The 19566-nt window shown below is 55.9% G+C and carries 16 protein-coding genes; 9 read left to right on the plus strand and 7 right to left on the minus strand.

Translation table 11 applies throughout. From position 1 onward, the window contains the following. Positions 1-37 precede the first annotated feature (37 nt). Entirely contained in the window at positions 38-1228 is a 1191-nt protein-coding gene (locus HGO37_RS24780; protein ID WP_250985696.1) for an efflux RND transporter periplasmic adaptor subunit, read from the minus strand. Positions 1229-1281: 53 nt separating this feature from the next. Continuing rightward, a complete protein-coding gene (locus tag HGO37_RS24785) occupies positions 1282-2079 on the minus strand; it encodes an alpha/beta hydrolase fold domain-containing protein (protein WP_250985697.1) in 798 nt (265 codons plus the stop codon). A gap of 153 nt (positions 2080-2232) precedes the next feature. Here HGO37_RS24785 and HGO37_RS24790 point away from each other — a divergent pair, with 153 nt between their 5' ends. After that, positions 2233-3147: a LysR family transcriptional regulator gene (locus tag HGO37_RS24790; RefSeq protein ID WP_250985698.1), complete on the plus strand. Its 915-nt coding sequence runs from the start codon at positions 2233-2235 to the stop codon at positions 3145-3147. A gap of 10 nt (positions 3148-3157) precedes the next feature. On the opposite strand, the gene HGO37_RS24795 is transcribed toward HGO37_RS24790, so the two are convergent. After that, positions 3158-3862 carry a GntR family transcriptional regulator gene (locus tag HGO37_RS24795; protein ID WP_250985699.1) on the minus strand — a complete coding sequence of 235 codons (705 nt, stop codon included), beginning with the start codon at positions 3860-3862 and terminating at the stop codon, positions 3158-3160. Positions 3863-4190: 328 nt separating this feature from the next. On the opposite strand from HGO37_RS24795, the gene HGO37_RS24800 reads away from it, so the two are divergent. The 8 genes from HGO37_RS24800 to HGO37_RS24835 all read left to right on the plus strand — a co-directional run bounded on the left by HGO37_RS24800 (position 4191) and on the right by HGO37_RS24835 (position 15352). Further along, complete coding sequence (locus tag HGO37_RS24800; protein WP_250985700.1) at positions 4191-4964, plus strand: LamB/YcsF family protein; 774 nt, start codon at positions 4191-4193, stop codon at positions 4962-4964. Position 4965: 1 nt separating this feature from the next. After that, complete coding sequence (pxpB, locus tag HGO37_RS24805; protein ID WP_250985701.1) at positions 4966-6612, plus strand: 5-oxoprolinase subunit PxpB; 1647 nt, start codon at positions 4966-4968, stop codon at positions 6610-6612. Next, positions 6609-8390: an acetyl/propionyl/methylcrotonyl-CoA carboxylase subunit alpha gene (locus HGO37_RS24810; RefSeq protein ID WP_250985702.1), complete on the plus strand. Its 1782-nt coding sequence runs from the start codon at positions 6609-6611 to the stop codon at positions 8388-8390. The genes pxpB and HGO37_RS24810 overlap by 4 nt, the downstream gene beginning before the upstream one ends. Continuing rightward, positions 8387-10213, plus strand: a complete 1827-nt coding sequence (locus HGO37_RS24815) for an ABC transporter ATP-binding protein (protein ID WP_250985703.1) — start codon at positions 8387-8389, stop codon at positions 10211-10213. The genes HGO37_RS24810 and HGO37_RS24815 overlap by 4 nt, the downstream gene beginning before the upstream one ends. A 40-nt stretch (positions 10214-10253) precedes the next feature. Beyond that, complete coding sequence (locus HGO37_RS24820) at positions 10254-11777, plus strand: ABC transporter substrate-binding protein (protein WP_250985704.1); 1524 nt, start codon at positions 10254-10256, stop codon at positions 11775-11777. A 62-nt stretch (positions 11778-11839) separates the two neighbouring features. Continuing rightward, a complete protein-coding gene (locus HGO37_RS24825) occupies positions 11840-12766 on the plus strand; it encodes an ABC transporter permease (RefSeq protein WP_192489357.1) in 927 nt (308 codons plus the stop codon). Positions 12767-12772: 6 nt separating this feature from the next. After that, positions 12773-13621 (plus strand): ABC transporter permease, encoded by an 849-nt coding sequence (locus HGO37_RS24830; RefSeq protein WP_250985705.1) that lies wholly within the window; start codon positions 12773-12775, stop codon positions 13619-13621. 6 nt (positions 13622-13627) lie between these two features. Next, entirely contained in the window at positions 13628-15352 is a 1725-nt protein-coding gene (locus tag HGO37_RS24835; protein ID WP_250985706.1) for a M14 family metallopeptidase, read from the plus strand. Positions 15353-15440: 88 nt separating this feature from the next. Here HGO37_RS24835 and HGO37_RS24840 read toward each other — a convergent pair whose 3' ends face one another. Genes HGO37_RS24840 through araG form a run of 4 tightly spaced genes read right to left on the minus strand, consistent with a single transcriptional unit; the run spans position 15441 to position 19558 of the window. Next, entirely contained in the window at positions 15441-16220 is a 780-nt protein-coding gene (locus tag HGO37_RS24840; protein ID WP_250985707.1) for an SDR family oxidoreductase, read from the minus strand. Further along, complete coding sequence (locus HGO37_RS24845) at positions 16213-17082, minus strand: aldose 1-epimerase (RefSeq protein ID WP_250985708.1); 870 nt, start codon at positions 17080-17082, stop codon at positions 16213-16215. Before HGO37_RS24845 ends, HGO37_RS24840 begins: the two co-directional genes overlap by 8 nt. Then, a complete protein-coding gene (gene araH / locus HGO37_RS24850) occupies positions 17079-18029 on the minus strand; it encodes an L-arabinose ABC transporter permease AraH (protein ID WP_250985709.1) in 951 nt (316 codons plus the stop codon). Before araH ends, HGO37_RS24845 begins: the two co-directional genes overlap by 4 nt. Next, positions 18026-19558 (minus strand): L-arabinose ABC transporter ATP-binding protein AraG, encoded by a 1533-nt coding sequence (gene araG, locus HGO37_RS24855; protein ID WP_250985710.1) that lies wholly within the window; start codon positions 19556-19558, stop codon positions 18026-18028. The genes araH and araG overlap by 4 nt, the downstream gene beginning before the upstream one ends. Positions 19559-19566 lie beyond the last annotated feature (8 nt).

The following is a 19566-nucleotide window of genomic DNA, read 5'->3' on the forward strand; positions in this document are numbered from 1 at the left end:
TTGGGCGAGGCGGGTCAGGCCCGCCTTTGCCCTTTGGTTATTGTGATGCTGCGACGGTCTCTTCGGCCTGTGGCGCAATGGTGGCGCCGGGGCGAATCCGCTGCAGGCCATTCACGACGATCGTGTCACCGGCGGAAAGACCGCTTTCGATGATGCGTGCGCCTTCGGCTGCCCCACCCGGCTTGACCTGGCGGTAGCTGACCTTGTTTTCACTGTCGACAATAAAGACGAACTTCTTGTCCTGATCTGTTCCGATGGCGCGGTCGCTGATGACGATATGGTTTTCAGCCTTTGGCTGACCCATGCGGACACGAACGAACTGGCCGGGGATCAGGCGACCATCGGGATTGTCGAAGATGGCGCGCACACCAATTGTGCCACTGGCTGCATCGACCTGGTTATCAACGAGGTGCAGCGTACCCTTGATCGGTGTTCCCTCATCGGCGAGCGTACCGGCCTCGACGGGGATTTGTTCAAGCGCAGGGATTGCCGAAGCGGAAACAGGCAGTTGCGACAGCGCCTTTGCGACCATTTCTTCGCTGGCATTAAAGCTGGCATAGATCGGATCGACGGATACCAGTGTGGTCAAGGCCGGTGCAGCAGAACCGGCAGCAACCAGGTTGCCAACGGTGATTTCAAGTTTGCCGACCTTGCCGGAAACAGGTGCGCGGATTTCGGTGTAACCGAGGTCAATTTGCGCGGTCGTCAATGCAGCACGGGCGGCGCGCAGTTGCGCTTCGGCTTCGGCGAATGCCCCCTGACGCTGGTCCATGTCACTTTGTGAAATGGTGCGGTTATCCGACAGTCTTCGACCACGCTCGAGTTCTGTACGAGCCAGACCAATCTTTGCCTCGGCTGCTGCAACCTGTGCTTCGGCGCCCGCCAGAGTTGCCTGGAATGGTGCCGGATCGATTGTGAAGAGGGCATCGCCCGCCTTGACGAGGGCACCTTCGCGGAAATGAACCGATTGCACCTGACCGGCGACGCGTGAGCGTATTTGCACACGTTCTACTGCTTCCAAACGTCCGGAAAATTCTTCCCAACGCATGACATCACGGCTTTGTACCGTTGCCACTGTCACCGGAATTGCTGGTGCTTCGGCAGGTGTCGAGGCCGCAGTTGCATTGGTCTGCGTGCTCATTTCAAAAAGTAAAGCTGCGGCTGCAACGGACACAGCAAGGCTTATGCCGGCACCCGTCAGGGCCCAGCGCTTGTTTTTCAGCGTCATGGGTTTCTCCTTGGCCCTGCGTCAGGGCCGATCAGTGATATGAAAATGCTGTTTTAATGTTTCAGTTCTGCAATAAAGGCGTTGAATTCGGTACAGACGGTTGGCAACCACTGACCTCCTCCTCCGCGATAAAGTTCCGTCCAGCCTTCGCCAGCGGGGAATACATGTTGTCTTACAAAAGTGCCCGCGTCACGCAGCCTGTCGGCATAATTGACGGTCTCATCCCGTAGCGGGTCGTCCTCGGCAGTGAACACCAGCGCTGGCGCGACCTTGCTGAGCCGTGTGCACTGGCAAGGAGCAGCATAAGGATGGAAAAAGCCACACGCTTTTGCCAGATAGTGACTCCACCCATCAGCCCAGCGTTGTCGCATGCCGATGCTGTCGGCATTGCGGAATGACGCTGTTGCCATCATCGGATCAATCATAGGAGAGAGCAGGATCTGTCCTGTCAGTTCTCCGGGCATGCGGTCGCGTGCCTTGAGCGCTAGTCCTGCTGCGACATTGCCGCCGGCCTCTTCACCAGCCACAAACAGCTGAGACTTTGCACCGCCATATTGTTTCCGGTGGTTGTAAAGACAGTTCAATGCCTCAAATGCGCAATCAATGGCCTGAGGAAACTCATTGTTCGACGGTGTAATATAATCCGCCTCGACAACGATCGCACCCGTTTCGGCCAACGCTCTCGCGACAGGCAGTTCCGGACATTGGCCGCTCTGTTCCTGAAACGAACCGCCACGCAGGTAAAGGATCAGCGGCGGTGTGCGTGAGACAGTCTCATTTTGATAAAGACGCACAGAGAGACAGGGGGTATCAGCCCCGCCAATCTCAATGTTTTTCCAATACGTCTTCATCGTGTTTTGTCCGGTTTGGGTAGTGACTCGCGCGCCACTTGCCATAAATCATGAAATGCATATTATTGTTCGGATAAAATCGATCAAGCATGCATAATTGAAAACACTATTCCAAAATTCGGAACAATAGAGCGAAAATGAAAGGATGTCGGCGTGGATCAGTTGTCGGCGATGCGTGTATTTGTGCGAGTTGTTGAGACCGGCAACTTTTCCCGTGCTGCGGATTCGCTTAATATGCCCAAAACCACGGTCACGAACATGGTGCAGGGGTTGGAAGCGCATCTGCGTACAACGCTGCTGAACCGCACGACGCGACGGGTAATGCTGACGACGGATGGCGCCCTCTATTATGAACGCGCCATTCAGATCATCTCGGAAATTGACGAACTCGACGGCAGCCTTTCCAATGCGCAGGTCCAGCCCTCCGGGCGGTTGCGCGTAGAAATGGCAGGGGCCTTTGCCGACCTTGTGGTTATTCCCAACGTCTGCTCCTTTCACGAGAAATACCCGCTGATCAAGTTGGATCTGGGTGTCGGCGACCGATTGGTGGACTACATCGCCGAAAACGTTGATTGCGCTTTGCGGGTCGGTACGCCGCGAGACCAGTCGCTGATCGCACGCAAGGTTTCAGAACTGAGGCTGGCCTCTTACGTTGCACCACGCTATCTGGATAAATTCGGATCGCCGCAGCATCCGCAAGAGCTTGAAGATAAACATTTTTGTATCGGCTATCTGAACGCAGTGTCCGGGCAGATCATGACCATGGATTTCGAAAAAGACGGCCAGAAACTTGAGATCGCGCCCAACTACATCATGTCCGTCAATGACAGTCGAACCTATCTCAATGCCGCGGTTGCCGGAATGGGTGTGGCACAGCTTGCACCCTTCATGGCCGATGATGCCATAAAGCGCGGTGAGCTTTTGCCCGTCTTGTCCGATTGGGAACATGAAAGCTTGCCGATTTATATCGTCTATCCACAGACACGCCATGTGACGAACAAGGTAAGGGTATTCGTCGACTGGCTGGCACGGCTGATGCACAATCTTGATGTAAAGACTCCAGCCTGATCGCTGTGTCTCAGGCCCGCTCGCCGTTTTCCGCATAAATGCGGGCATAGGCTGCGAGGATGAAACGTTCAGCCTGGAGGAGATATTTTTCCAGGCTCTCAGCTGCGGTGGCCGCGGCTCCGCGCTCCAATTGGCTAAGGATCGTCTGATTCTGGTCGATATAGGGTCCGTGCAAATACTCAGGATCACGCAACAAGCCAAAGACCAGGCGCAGCTCCAGCGATATCTGGCCATAAAATGCGGTCAGGCGCGGGCTGTCTGCCAATTGCACGATTGCTGAGTGAAAAGCGATGTCAGCGCTACCGACGCCTAGCCATTCACCTGCTTCACGGTGGCGTTTGGCGGTTTCGACGGCTTCGCGCATGACTGAAACGCTCGGGTGGCGCGGATGGGCCTGCGCCAATGCCGGACACTCGATAAAACGTCTGACGCGGTAAATGTCGATAATTGTCGACATGCTGGGTGTTGAAACGAATACGCCGCGGTTGGCTTCGTAACGCAGCAGGCCTTCTTTGGTCAGCAGTCTGAAAACTTCGCGCAAGGTGTTGCGCGACACCTGCAGCTCCTCGCCCAGCGCAATTTCCGAAAGATGGCTGCCGGGCGGCAGGGTGCCGGATACAACGCGTTCGCGTATGCGGGACGCGGTGGTTTCCGCGAGCGTTTGCACTGGCTCTGTCGAGGCCGCCGTTGTGCTCACGGATTTCGCCTTCTTCATCTGCGTTCCCAACATGTTGGTGTCTTTCTGCGCTTCAGGAAAGGGCCGACTATGACGGCAACGATATTGATGAAGCGCGCGCAATCTATGCGCCGTGGTGCGAGGCTTCAAGCGAGATAAGTGCTATAATGGCTGCTAAGACAAGAAAAAATAACCTGCAACACAAAATAAGTGCTTATTTTATGTGCATAATTTTATTTTTTGTAGGTTGATAATGAAAGATTGTTCAACAGTATAGACATGATTGTTGCCCTTTGCTAGATTTTGCTGATGGTTGACCCCGCAGGTGGTCGGCTTTTTGCCATTCTCCGCTCTCGATGGGTTATTGATGCTGACATTCGATCTGAACAGCGATCTCGGTGAAAGTTTTGGTCCCTGGGCGATGGGAGATGACGTGGCGATGCTGGACATTGTCAGCAGCGCCAATGTCGCCTGCGGCTTCCATGCCGGTGATCCGGCCGGAATTTTGCGGACGTTGCAACAGGCGAAAGCCAAAGGCGTCGTGATCGGCGCTCACGTCGGTTACCGCGACCTCGCAGGTTTTGGTCGACGCAATATGGACCCGACAAGCGAAGAACTGGTTGGCGATGTCATCTATCAGATTGGTGCGTTGAAGGGCCTTGCGACCGCCGCCGGTACCCGTGTCGATTATGTGAAGCCACACGGCGCGCTTTATAACACGATTGCCTTTGATGAACGTCAGGCGGCTGATGTGATCAAGGCAATTCTCAGTGTTGATCCCGGACTTGTGTTGATGGCGCTTGCTGGCTCCCCCTTGATCGAGCAGGCGCGTGTCGCGGGCCTTCGCGTTGTCGCAGAAGCTTTTGCCGATCGTGCCTATACTGCCGACGGAAAGCTTGTGTCGCGCCGCGAAAAAGGTGCCGTCCTGCATGATCCTGACGTGGTGGCGCAACGCATGTTGCGACTTGTGCGTGAGGGTGTTGTTCAGTCCATCGCTGGAACTGACGCTCGGGTCGAGGCGCAGTCGATCTGCGTGCACGGCGATAGCCCGGATGCAGTCTCGATGGCAGCCCGCCTGAGTGCCGTGTTTGCGGAAGAAGGCGTATCCATCCGGTCCTTCGTCGCGGAAGGACACGCCTGATATGACACTCGCAGCCTCATCTTTTGCTGTTACCGTGCCGTCGCTACGGGTTTTGCCGTTGCGTCCCGGTGCGTTGCTGTTGGAGTTGGTTGGGCTGGACGAAACGCTGTCGCTTTATGATGCCTTCCAGCAATCACCTGTGCCAGGTGTTCTGGAAATCGTGCCCGCTGCGCGGACCCTGATGATCTCTTTCGATCCACTCAGCCTCGACCAGGCCGAGTTGCTGCAAGCCGTTGCCGCGCGGTTGGGCAAAAAGCGCAGTATTGGAGTGGCCGAAACAGTCGATATCCCCGTCCATTATGATGGCGAAGATATCGCTGATGTTGCCGAGCTGCTGGGATGCTCCGCGTCTGAACTCATCAGGCGCCACACTGAAGCGGAATATACCGTTGCCTTTACCGGCTTTGCACCGGGTTTTGCCTATCTTTCCGCGCCGGGAGCAGAGCTTGTCGTTCCCCGTCGCAAATCACCCCGTACAGTTGTGCCCGCCGGTTCCGTCGGCCTTGCCGGTGAATTCAGCGGTGTTTACCCCAAGGCTAGCCCCGGTGGCTGGCAGTTGATTGGTAGAACACCACTGGCGATGTTCGATCTTGCCCGTGACCCCGCAACGCTTTTGCGTCCTGGCCTGCGTGTTCGTTTCCACGACATTGCTCGCTCCAGCATGCACGCGGTTGAAACGCCAGCTGTTGTTGCGGAGCCTGTCGCACGTGTTTCGTCCGATATTCGAAACGGCATCGAAATCTTGAGCTCCGGTCTGCCGGTTCTGGTGCAAGATTTGGGGCGGGCCCATATGGCAGCGCAGGGGGTCAGCCTGTCCGGAGCGCTTGATCATGGAAATTTCAAGCTCGCAAACCGCATTGTTGGCAATCGTCCCGGCACACCGGCACTGGAAATCGCACCGGCCGGCTTCTCCTTCAAGGCGATTGGACGCGGTGTCATGGCCTTTACGGGCGCACCGGCTGCTCTGTCTGTGATCAATTCAAACGGCGCTGTTGCCAGCGTAGATTTCAATACGCCCGTTGCGTTGGATGATGGCGATGTGGTTGCTCTTCAGTCTCCGCTAAGCGGTACGCGCTCTTATCTTGCGATGCGTGGCGGCTTTGTCGTCGAGCCTGTGCTGGGCAGTGTGGCAACCGATACGCTGGCGCAGATTGGTTCTTTGGCACTTGATGCCGGTACACAGGTGGCTGTTAATTCTCAAAACGTAAAAACCCCAGTGCTGCCGGGTGAGCAACCCGCTTTTGCCATGCCGAAAGCCGACGAGATCGTGACGCTGGATATTTATCTGGGGCCACGCACCGACTGGTTTACCAATGAGGCGGTGGAAAGTTTCCTTTCGCAGAGCTGGCAGGTGACACCACAATCCAGCCGCGTCGGCATTCGTCTGTCGGGCGAACCGCTTGAGCGCCTAAACCGCAATGAATTGCCGAGCGAAGCAACACTTCGCGGTGCATTGCAGGTGCCTGCCAGCGGGCAGCCGGTGCTTTTCCTGTCCGATCATCCGCTGACGGGCGGTTATCCCGTCATAGCCAATGTTGCGGCTCATCACCTTGATCTGGCAGGTCAGATACCTGTTGGCGCTCATATCCGTTTTAATGCCCTGAATGCTTTTACGCATATCGATTTCGTTGCGAGTGATCCCCGATGAAAAAAGTCCTGATTGCCAATCGCGGTGAAATTGCTGTTCGCGTCATTCGTGCCTGTAAGGATTACGGTCTTCGCGCGGTGGCGGTATATGCCGATGCGGATGCTGACGCATGTTTCGTCAAAAAAGCCGATGAAGCCTATGCGCTGAAAGGTGTGACGGCCGCTGAGACCTATCTCGATATCGCCAAGCTGATTGATGTCGCAAAGCGTAGCGGCGCAGATGCCGTACACCCTGGTTATGGTTTTCTCTCGGAGCGTTCCGAATTTGCCCGCGCAGTTATCGATGCAGGCCTGATCTGGATTGGTCCCGATCCTGAGGTCATCGAAGTGCTTGGCGACAAGCTTTCGGCACGCCGTATCGCACAAAGTGTGGGTGCGCCGCTGGTTGCCGGCAGTGATGGTGCAATTGAAACGGCGTCTGAGGCGCTTGCTTTTGCTAAACAACATGGCGTTCCAATTGCCATCAAGGCTGCCCATGGCGGCGGCGGACGTGGTCTGAAAATCGCTCGCCATCTGGACGAAGTCGAAGAGCTGTTTGAGTCAGCGACACGTGAAGCGGTGGCGGCATTTGGCCGTGGTGAGTGTTTCATCGAACGCTTTCTGGACAAGCCGCGCCATATCGAGGCACAAATTCTTGCCGATCGTAGCGGCAATGTGGTCGTCGTCGGCACACGCGACTGTTCGCTGCAGCGCCGCAACCAGAAGCTGGTCGAGGAAGCGCCTGCACCGTTCCTTTCCGACGTGCAGCGTCAGGCCATCCATAAAGCTGCCCGGGATATCTGCGCAGAAGCAGGTTACACCGGCGCTGGCACTGTGGAGTTTCTGCTGAGCGTCGACGGTGTCATTTCTTTCCTTGAGGTCAATACCCGTCTTCAGGTGGAACATCCGGTGACCGAAGAAACAACCGGAATTGATCTTGTCATAGAGCAGTTTCGCATTGCCGAAGGCAAAACGCTGTCGTTTACACAGACACCGGAACCGCGTGGTCACGCCATCGAGTTTCGTATCAACGTGGAAGACCCTGGTCGTGGCTTCTTACCATCCGCCGGTCGTATCACCCGTTTTGAAGCGCCTGCCGGTCCGGGTGTCCGTCTGGACAGCGGCGCGAACAATGGATGCGATGTGCCGCCTATGTTCGATTCCCTTGTGGCAAAACTCATCGTCTGGGGCAGAGATCGTGAGCAGGCAATTCTGCGTGCGCGTCGCGCACTTGGTGAGTTCGTCATCGAAGGTGTGCCATCGACCCTGCCGTTCCACCGTGCAGTCATGCAGGAAAATGACTTTGCGGGCGCCGACTTTAAGGTTCATACTCGCTGGATCGAGACTGATTTCGCAGCTGTGCTTGAACAGGCTGCACGCCCGGCACAACAGGGCAACGCTGCCCTGCTGCGCGGTGTTGCCGAGATTGACGGCAAGCGTGTCGAGATTGGCCTGCCGGAGAGTTTCTTGCGACTTTTCGGGCAGGCTCACATGACACCGGCAGACGCCACAGCGGACGTCGCGGCAGATGAAAATGCATTGCGTGCGCCACTCGCCGGAATGCTTGCCCACTGGCGCATTGAAAACGGTGCAGAAGTCGAAAAAGGCCAGGTTATTGCGATGATGGATGCCATGAAAATGGAAACGGCCATCTCTGCACATCGTTCTGGTGTCATAACGCTGCTCGCCGAAGCCGGTACATTCCAGCAGGCGGCAAATGTCATTGCGCGCATCGACCCGATTGAAACGGGCGCATCTTCCCATAACGCCGGACAGGCCAAGCCGGAGACAAAGGCATGACCAATTCCCCGATCGCTCAGCGACCGCTGCTTGCAGTCAACAACTTAAGTGTCAGCTTTGGTGGACGCCGGGTCGTTGACGACCTTTCATTCAAGGTGGAAGCCGGCCGCACGGTTGCTGTTGTGGGTGAGTCCGGCTCCGGTAAATCCGTAACCTCTTTGTCGACCATGCGATTGGCCGACATGATGGGTGCGAAGTTCGACACCGGTAGCATTCTGTTTGACGATAGAGATCTGCTGAAACTGACCCAGAAGGAAATGCGCTCCATCCGTGGCAAGGAAATTGCCATGATCTTCCAGGAACCTATGACCTCCCTGAACCCGGTTTTCACCATCGGTGACCAGGTATGTGAAGTGCTGATCCTGCACGAAAAGATCGGCAAGGCTGAAGCACGAAAAAAAGCCCAGGAACTGCTGGAAATGGTGCGCCTGCCGGATGCCGGAGAGCTTCTGGACCGTTATCCGCACCAGTTGTCCGGTGGCATGCGCCAGCGCGTGATGATTGCCATTGCATTGGCCTGTCGTCCCCGGCTGTTGATCGCCGATGAACCAACGACGGCGCTAGACGTGACCATTCAGGCGCAAATCCTCAACATCATGCGTGACCTGCAGCAGAAGCTCGGCATGGGCATGATCTTCATTACCCACGACATGGGAGTTGTCGCCGAAATGGCAGACGATGTTGTTGTCATGTGGAAGGGCAAGAAGGTTGAAGAAGGCCCGGTTGCCGAGATTTTCGCTAACCCGAAACACCCTTATACACGCTCCCTGCTGTCGGCTGTGCCACGTCTTGGCAGCATGACAGGCGAAGAGTTCCCGATCCGCAAGCCATTGACGGTGCTTGAGGACGGTGAGCCAAAGACAGTTGGCGAGGAACGTGTTCAGAACACGGTTCGCCGAGAGGGTGAACCTCTGCTGTCGGTGCGGGATCTGTTTGTGCGCTTCGATATCAAAAAGAACTGGTACGGCAAGGTGACGCATCGCTGCAGTGCCGTTTCCAAAGTATCGTTTGATATCCGTCCGGGTGAAACACTGGCGCTTGTCGGTGAATCCGGCTCCGGCAAATCGACAATCGGCCGCACGATCCAGCAGCTGCAGGCGTCACGTGCTGGCGAAATCTCCTTTGCCGGAAAACGCTACAGCGATATGTCGGCAGCCGAGCGTTTCTCCATGCGTCAAAAGGTGCAGTACATCTTTCAGGACCCGTTCGCCTCACTCGATCCGCGCAAGACCGTGGGCTTTTCGATTGCCGAGCCGATCAATACCCATCGTCTGATCCTGGGGACCAAAGAGGTGCGTCGCCGGGTCGATGAGTTGCTGGAGCGTGTTGGTCTCGATAGCTCATTCGCCAGCCGCTATCCGCACGAGTTTTCCGGCGGTCAGCGTCAGCGTGTCTGCATTGCCCGTGCACTGGCATCCGATCCGCAACTGATTATTGCCGATGAGGCGCTTTCGGCTCTCGATGTGTCCATTCAGGCGCAGATCATCAATCTGTTCATGGACCTTCAGGCAGAGCGCGGGTTGGCCTATCTGTTCATCAGCCATGACATGGCAGTGGTGGAGAAAATGAGCCACCGCGTTGCCGTGCTTTATCTTGGTCAGATCATGGAAATGGGCAGCCGCCAGCAAGTGTTTGAAACGCCTGCGCATGACTATACCCGCCGTCTCCTGTCAGCTGTGCCGGTTGCCGATCCGACCCGTGCCCGCAATACGGCGATGCTGGAAGGCGAAATCCCAAGTCCTATTCGTGCTGTGGGCAACGAACCAAAAATTCTCGAACGTGAGGAAATAAATCCGGGTCACTTCGTAGCAAAAAGTGCCTGAAAATAGCGATTAATCGCGTATCACTAAAAGGAAGAGGTACATGAAAATAATCAAATGGGGAATAAGTGCTACTTTCATGGCGCTGGCTCTTGCTTCGGCGCAGCCAGCCGCTGCCGCTGGGAAACTGACGGTTTCCTTGCAACAGGATCCGGGAAGCTGGGACCCGATCGACACGTTTCTGGTGGCATGGGCTTCCGTTTCTACCAACATTTTCGATGGTCTGACTTACCGTGGTCCTGACCTTAAAGTTGTTCCGGGACTTGCTGAATCCTGGGAAGAGCTGAATGACGGCAAACTGCTGCGCTTCAAGCTGCGCCAGAATGTCAAATTCCATAACGGTGAAGACTTCAATGCTGCTGCCGTCAAGTTCACCTTTGACCGTCTTCTGGGAGATGAAGGCGCCAAGGGTCCACAGCGTTCCAACTACACCGTTATCGAAAGCGTTGATGTTATCGACGACTACACGGTCGAGATGAAACTCAAGTCGCCGGACCCAGTGCTGCTGACCAAGCTGGCCGGTTATGGCGCGATGATCGTTCCGCCAAAATACATTGAGGAAAAGGGTGAAGACAACTTCAACGTCAACCCGGTCGGTACCGGCGCGTTCAAGTTCTCGTCCTATGCTCCGAAGGTTGACATCAAGCTGGAAGCCAACCCGGACTACTGGGGTGGTGCACCGAAGATCTCCGAGCTTGAGTACCGCTTTATCGCCGAGCCGGCCACAGCCGTTGCCGAACTTCAGGCCGGTCGTGTCGACATCGTCATTCCGCCAACCATTCCGATTGGCATGATCCCTGTCATCACCGGCGATTCCAAGCTGGAGATTGTCAGCGTTCCCGGCCCAACCGTAGATGCGCTGCGTTTCAACACCCGTGATGGCATCACTGCCGATCCGCGTGTTCGCAAGGCCATCATCATGGCTGTCGATCGTTCCACCATCGTCCAGTCCATTCTGGCTGGTCAGGCGTCCGAGATTGCAAGCTTCCAGAGCGCGCTGTCCTTTGGTTATGATCCCGAACTGAAGCCGCTGCCTTACGATCCTGCCGGTGCAAAGAAGCTTCTTGCTGACGCTGGCGTCAAGGCTGGAACGCCTTTGCAGATCGACGTTCGCGGTGCAGATTCCACCATGAATGAAGTGGTACAGGTTATTGCCAGCTACCTTCAGCAGGTCGGCCTGAATGCAACCATCAAGCCTTATGAGACCAACGTGCTGGTCAACGATATCATCCCGCAGGGCAAAACCGGCGCGATGTTCCAGCAGAAGTGGGGCGGTTGGACATTCGACTTCGATAACACGGCCTATGCCATGTACCACTCGGGTGAAAAGTGGAACCCGTATGAAAAGGACGAGACGCTGGACAAACTGCTGGAATCGCAGCGTCCGCTGACCGACCGTGCAGAGCGTGAAAAGATCCTTCGCGAAGTTGGCCAGTATGTTGCCGACAAGGCACTTGAACTGCCGCTCTACAACTCCAACGCCATCTTCGGCATCAACAAGCGCGTGAAGGGCTTTGTCGCTCCTCCCGACAACCGCTTGAAGCTGAATGAGGTAACCGTCGAGTAATCCGACGAAAACGGCGCCGTCTGCCTGACGGGCGGCGCCTCTGACTTGCGAAGGGAAAAAACGTGGCCGGTTTCCTCATCAAACGATTGTTGCAGGCGCTTTTTGTCGTCATTGCCATTACGCTTCTTGTGTCTTTTGCCGTGCGCCTGACAGGCGACCCGGCCCTGATGATGTTTCAGGGCGGCGGCGGAAGTATGACGGAAGATGATCTGGCGCGTATACGTGAAGCACTGGGCACTGACCGGCCGTTCTTCGTGCAATATGTGAGCTTCCTCAAAGGGCTGGTCACGTTCGACCTCGGACGCAGCTTTACCGGCGGCACCTCCGTTTCCCGTCTTGTTGGCGATGCGCTTCCGGCTACGTTGCTGCTGGCCTTTATCTCGATGTTCGTGTCGATTGCCCTTTCCATTCCGCTCGGCATCAAGGCTGCGACGTCGCGTGGCAAGGCTGCCGATCAGGCCATTCGCATCTTCTCGCTGATTGGTCTTTCCTTCCCGAATTTCTGGTTGGCGACAATGCTGGTACTGCTGTTTGCCATAACGCTCGGCTGGTTGCCGCCAAGCGGCATGGTTGGCATGTCCAGCTACGTCATGCCCGCATTGACCATGGGCGTCATCCTGACCGCGACCAATGTTCGTCTTGTGCGCACAGCCATGCTGGACACTCTGCAGTCGCAATATGTGATGGTTGCCCGCGCCAAGGGCTTGAGCGAAAGCAAGGTGCTCTACAAACATGCGCTGCGCAATTGCGCCATTCCGCTCATTACCTATTTCGGCCTGCAGTTCGGCGGCCTTCTCGGTGGTATCGTGGTCATTGAACGTGTGTTCAACTGGCCGGGCCTGGGGACGCTTGCTTTTGATGCGGTCGCCGCGCGCGACTATCCTGTGCTGCAGGGTGTCATCACCGTTCTTTCCCTGCTGATTGTCGGCATTAACCTGCTGGTCGATATTGCCTATGGGCTGGTCGATCCGCGCATTCGCACGGAGTAATCGCTGATGGCTGCCAATTCCTCACGCGCGTCCCGCTTTGCAAGTCTTGAATTTGTGCTTGGCGCTTGCCTGACCGTTGTTATCTGCCTTGCAGTGCTATTTTCCGATTTCCTGTTCCCCGGCGGGGCAGAAAAGATCGATCTCATGGCCCGTCTGGCAAGACCCTTTGCAAGTGCTGCACACCCGTTTGGCACTGATCCACTTGGACGTGATGTGCTGGCGCGTGTTGTTGCCGGCGGCAAGATTTCGCTGCTTGTCGGCTTTTCGTCTGTTCTCGGTGCCGTCGTGTTTGGCGTGGTGGTCGGACTGGTTGCCGGTTATTACCGTGGCTTCTGGGACATGCTGGTCATGCGCTTTGCCGACCTGCAGCTTGCCATGCCGTTCATCCTGTTGGCGATCACCTTCATTGCCATCGTCGGTGGCAGCCTGACCAACACCATCATTCTGCTGATCGTATCGCAATGGGTGCAGTACGCCCGTCTGGTGCGTGGCTCGGTGCTGACATTGCGTGAGCGCGAATTCATTCTGTCGGCGCGAGCGATCGGGGTCAAAGACTGGCGCATCATCTTCCAGCACCTTCTGCCGAACCTGATTGGTCCGGTAATCGTGTTGATGACCCTGAACGTTGCCAACAATATTCTGCTGGAAAGCAGCCTGACATTCCTGGGCCTTGGCGTTGATCCGACAATCCCGAGCTGGGGTGGCATGCTGGCAGACGGCCGCACCTACCTGCAAACGGCCTGGTGGGTCAGCGTATTCCCCGGTCTGGCCATTCTGTTGACCGTTCTTGGCCTAAACCTTCTGGGTGACTGGCTGCGTGACAGTCTCGACCCGACCGGCCGTACTTCGAGGTAAATTGCCATGACAATTCTATTCGACCGCCGTTTGACGCGCACGCTTGATACTTTGCTTGCAGAAGCGTTGCCTGGCAGCACATTGCAGGCCTGGACTTTCGACGACCGGGCGAGCCGCCGTACCGCCGAGCGCGCCTTTGCTGAAAAGGGCGTTACGGCACGGCTGCGCAGCGCCTACAAGCCGCTTCTTTTTGCTTTTCTTGAAGAGATCAATCTCGATGGCGTCGAAAGCATTGAGGTGTTTTATCCCGTGCATCCCAATGCACCGGAAAACAGGTTTCGTCTGGAGGCCTATCCCCTTGCAGAAATGGTCGGAGCGCGCGCGATAAGCTTCACCGCTCGCAAGGACGCGAACCTGCATTATGACGTTGTCCTGCAGCGAACAGGTCGGACAGAAACCATCAAGGTCTTTGCTCCCAACCGTGTGCATGTTGATGCGGCGGACGAAACCAATCTGTCTCCGACCGGCTGGGTGCAGCGTGACGACGAGCCAGGGGTGCGATTGGAAACCGATTATGAATCGCTGTTTGCCTCTGCAATCGATGCTGTTGCCACTTATGATTGGGGCATGGATGAGCCTTATTTCGAAGAGCTCAATATTCTTGTTGCATTTCCTGCCGACGATGAGCGGATTGCGGTTGGCGACGAGGCGATAAGCCTGCGTGAAGCGCTGCACGAAGATTTCTACTTTTCGCTTCTAGAATTTTTCCAGAAAAAGTCCGGGCGACCCATTGGCGATCGCGGCTTGAAACCTGGCCAGATCGTGCCGGAGATCGTCAGGGACGGAAATGCCGTATCGGTTTGCGTTTCTGTGCGCCCGCTGACGACCGGCTACCTTGATGGTGAGGTCCAGGATCTCGATACGGCGACACGCCCGCTAGCCACGCAGCAGATCGTTGCCGCACTTTCCGAGGTGGGTGGCGAGGCCTTTGAGGCGCGCTCCAGAGCAGGACGTGTGCTGCATGCCCGTTATATCAATGGCACCGACGCTGCCGTGATGATCAGCGGTGGTCAACATCCCAATGAGACCACTGGCATTTGCGGCGCGGTCAGGGCCGCAAAACAGCTCGTGCAACGGCCGGGCGCACATTTTACGATTTCTCCGCTGGAGAACCCGGACGGTTACGCACTACACCAGCGCCTTTGTGTCGATAACCCGCGCCATATGCATCATGCTGCGCGCTACACGGCACTTGGTGACGATCTTGAGTATCGCACCGAAGAAACCGCAGCTGGTCATATCAACGAAAAGCAGGTCCGCTTTGATGCGCAGCAATTGAGCGGCGCATTGTTGCACGTCAATCTGCACGGTTACCCCTCCCATGAATGGACGCGGCCGCTTTCGGGTTACGTGCCGCGCAATTTTGCGATGTGGACGTTGCCGAAGGGCTTTTTCCTGGTGGCGCGTTACCACGCCGGTTGGGAACCGCAGGCCGAACGTCTACTGGACCGTGTCACACGGCACCTCAGTGCGATACCGGGCCTGCTGGCCTATAATGAGCGGCAGGTTGCGCTCTATGAAATTCATGCAGGAGAAACCGGTTTCCGTGTCATCAATGGTTTCCCGTGCCTGGCATCGGTTGATGATCGCCACACAGTGCCAATGACGCTGATTACCGAATATCCTGATGAAACCATCTATGGTGATGACTTCATTGCCGGTCATACCGCGCAGATGGAAACGGTACTTTCGGCCTATGAGGCCTGGCAGGATATCGTCGCGACATCCTGAACAGCCCTGACCGCATTATAAAATAAGGGCGACTTCATACGGCAAGATGAGGTCGCCCTTTGTTTTTATCAGAGCGCGTGCTGCCGGTTTAAGCCGGATGTTGCTGTACGCTCAATCCGCCGTCGACGGTCAGGCATGTGGCATTCATGAACGGGCATTCGTCCGAAATCATGAACACCGCTGCCATGGCGATTTCTTCTGGCGTGGCGATGCGGCCGGTCGGGTGCAGTTTCATGGTTTCGGCCTTGGCGGCTTCCGGGTCCGGGAAACTGTTCCAGTAGTCGATGACCTTCTGGGTCGAGACATAACCAGGTGCCAGCGCGTTGACCCGCACATTTTGCCCCGCATATTCAAGACCGAGCGACTTCGTCAGTCCCAGCAGCGCATGTTTGGCCAATGGGTACGGGAATGTGTGCGGAATAATGGTGAAGGCATGGGTCGAAGCAATATTGAGGATAACCCCGCCACCCGTTGCGATCATCTCAGGCAAAACTGCGCGGCAGCAATTCCAGGCGCCCTTGAGATTGATATCAAAGCAACGCGTCCATTCTTCATCGGTTGTCGACAGTGGATCGGAAAACACGTTGACGCCGGCATTGTTCACCAATGCGTTGAGTGTTCCAATTTCGTCCTTTGCATAGGCTACGGCGTCAGCCATGCCAATGGCGTTGGAGATGTCACCTGTGCGATAGGCGATCTTATTGCCGGACTGTTTCAAACGCTGTGCCGTTTCAGCCAGCAGATCGCCATCCAGATCAACCAGCAGCAGATCGGCACCCTCGCGCGCGAATGCTTCCGCGATAGCAAGGCCGATACCTTGCGCGGCACCCGTGATCATGATGCGTTTGCCGTTTAATCTGCTAGTCATTTGATGATTTCCTGAATTGGATGCTGAAACCGGACTGAAGTTGCTGGCCGTTTTCAAGGAGGACCAGACCTCCAAAATCAGCCAAATGGTGACCATTGGGAAGATGTGTCATCGGCTCGAAACAAAAGAAGTCGCGACGTTCGGTTGGTGTGTAAAACATGACGACGTCGTTGTTGGGCGTTGCCTCAAGTTCTGCGTATATGCCGAGTTCCGGCCAGATGATTTGAGCGCGGCCATCCCATCCCGAAAACGCATTGTTGATAAAACGGGCGGGCAGGGTGGTACCATCAGCAAGATTAATATCCGCAGGAATAGAAGCGACCGGTCCCGGTAGATGCCCTTGGCGTTCTGTCCAGAAGGTTTGAACTGCCGCCTTTACCGTAACAGCTTCGGTGCGGGCAAAAAACGGATGAAAACCAACGCCAAATGGCATAGGCTTGGCCGCTTCATTCTGCACCGACAGTTCCATTGTCAGGCGCCCTTCGAAGACAAAGATCTTTTGACGCGCCAAATAGTCATACGGCGTTATATCATTGGCGCAATGACGCAGCGACAGTTCAATCGTCTGTGAGTTGCTATCGGTGATTGTCCAGTCTTCCAGCCAGCCATCGCCGTGCACATAGAGTGGATCACTGCTGTTCGGCTGAAAGCGATAGACCTCATCTCCAACATTGAAGCTGTTGAATTCTACCCGATTGCCAAATGGCACCAGAGGAAAACATGCAGCCTGGCTGTCTGGTCCGCCAGCCGCCACAAAGACAGGTGTTCCTTCAAAAAAGGCGGCGCTTACGCTACCGCCCTTTGTTGAAACCCACACGTCCAGCTGTCCGTCGTGCAGATGATGTCCTGTCTGTTCTGTCACTGGCGGCGACCGGCTGCAGAGGAGCGCAGATTGTCGAGCAACACGGCCAACAACAAGATCAGGCCACGCACCACATATTGGTAGAAAGCCTGAATGTTCAGGAGGTTCATGACGTTTTCGGCAATCCCCATAATGAGGACACCAACGATAACGCCGCTAATGGCCGCACGACCACCTGCCAGAGACACGCCCCCAAGAACGCAAGCCGAGATAACCGACAGTTCAAGGCCGGTCGCGGCATTGGGCTGGCCAGAGGTAATTCTGGACGCAAGCAGCACACCGGCGACGGCGCAGACCAGCCCCTGCAACATGAAGATCCAGACACGCATGTTGACGACGTTGACGCCGGCAAGACGCGAGGCTTCCGGGTTGCCGCCAATTGCCAGTGTGTTCTTGCCGAATACGGTGCGGTTCAGCAGAAATCCGAAGGCAATAAACATAGCAGCCATGACCCAGATCGGTGTGGGAATGCCCAGGAATTTGGACAAGGCCAGCTGGTAAAAGCTCGGATCATTAATGCCCACGGCGCGACCATCCGACGCGATAAGCGCAAAACCACGGACAATCTGCATGGTGGCAAGCGTGGTGATCAGCGCATTGATGCGGAATTTCGCAATCACCAGACCATTGATGAGGCCAACAGCGCCACCGCACAGCAGCGCCGCGATCAGGCCGAGAATAATGGACCCGGTGGCGTTGGAGGCCATGACTGCCACCATGCCTGAAAAGGCAACGGTTGAGCCGACCGAGAGGTCAAAGTCACGTGAAGCTAGGCAGAACATCATGGTGCAGGCAACGATGCCGATCGTCACGACGGATTGCAGCAGGCCAAGCATGTTGCGTTCAGTCAGGAAGTTCGGAACGGTCAACGACACGATCACGAAGGCGATGGCAAAAAGAACGACGAGCCCCTGTTCGCCGAGAAGGAGTTTTTTCAGAGAGGTCATCGTGCTTGTACCTGTTGAGTTGGAAGTTCGCTGGCGTTGGACACATCAGGCAGTGCCGCCGCCAATATGCGGTGTTCGTTGAAGTCTGGCCGTTCCACATCGACTGCGACACGACCTTCACACATCACCAGGATGCGGTCGGAAATGCCCATGATCTCAGGCAATTCACTGGAAATGACGGCAATCGCCATGCCCTGCGCAGCCAGTTCATAGAGGATTTCGTAAATTTCGGCCTTGGCGCCGACATCAATGCCACGCGTGGGTTCGTCGATAATCAGGACTTTGACGCCCTGTTCGGACAGCCAGCGTGCCAGGATGACCTTCTGCTGGTTGCCGCCCGACAGGTTGATGATGTCCTGCTGACGTGACGGCGTGCGCACACGCAGCTTTGCGATGAAGGTGTCAGCCAATTCTGCTTCTTTTTTCGGCTTCAACACGCCAAATGGCGAGAAATGGCGCCGCGAGGAAATTGAAATGTTTTCCTCGATGTTGCGCCCCTGAATGATGCCGTCAAATTTTCGGTCTTCAGGGCAAAGAACAATGCCTGCCCGTATGGAGTGGGGAGGGCTGTCAGCCGCGACAGCTTGTCCGTCGACACTGACTTTACCTTGCGAACGGGTGTCTGCACCATAAACCAGGCGCGACATTTCGCTGCGGCCGGCACCAATCAGACCGAAGAAACCAAGAATTTCTCCTTGACGGAGGGAGAAACTGATCGGCTTGGGTAACTTATGGCCACTGAGGTCTTTCACTTCAAGGCGAACTTCGCCTTTTGGACGGTCACGCCAGCCCCAGATGTTCTTGATTTCGCGGCCAACCATCTCTGAAATGATCTGCTCGCGTGTGACATCTGCAATATGAGGATGATGTGCGGCAAGTTTGCCGTCACGCAGCACTGTCATGCTGTCGCAGAGGCGGAAAATCTCATCCAGTCGATGGGACACGTAAAGGATGACGATGCCCTGAGATTTGAGTTTCTCAATCAGTGCAAACAGGATTTCGCTTTCACGGGATGAGAGCGATGAGGTGGGTTCATCGAGCGCTATGACGCGTGCATCCGCCATGATCGCCTTGGCAATTTCCACCATCTGGCGTGCGCCAATCGATAATGAAGCAACCTTGTCGGAGGGGTCGATATCGATGCCGATTTCGACGAGCTTCTGTTTGACGACGCTGATCATTTCGCGGCGGTTGATAACACCAGCCTTGCCCGGAAACCGGCCAAGCCAGAGGTTTTCCGCCACTGTCAACTCAGGAACGAGTTGCAGTTCCTGATGGATGACGATGACGCCGGCATCGAATGCATCACGCACCGATCGATAATTTTGAACGGCACCATCGATAAGGATTTGCCCCTCATCAGCCGCCTGATCGCCCGACAGAATACGGATGAGGGTCGATTTTCCCGCCCCGTTTTCACCCATAAGGCCGTGCACGCAACCTTTGCGTACGCCGAGAGAAATGTCAGCGAGCGCCTGCACGCCGGGATATCCTTTGGATATCGACCTGAATTCCAGAAAATCTTGCATAGTGCACT

Source organism: Rhizobium sp. CG4 (assembly GCF_023701965.1).
Classification (GTDB): Bacteria; Pseudomonadota; Alphaproteobacteria; order Rhizobiales; family Rhizobiaceae; genus Agrobacterium.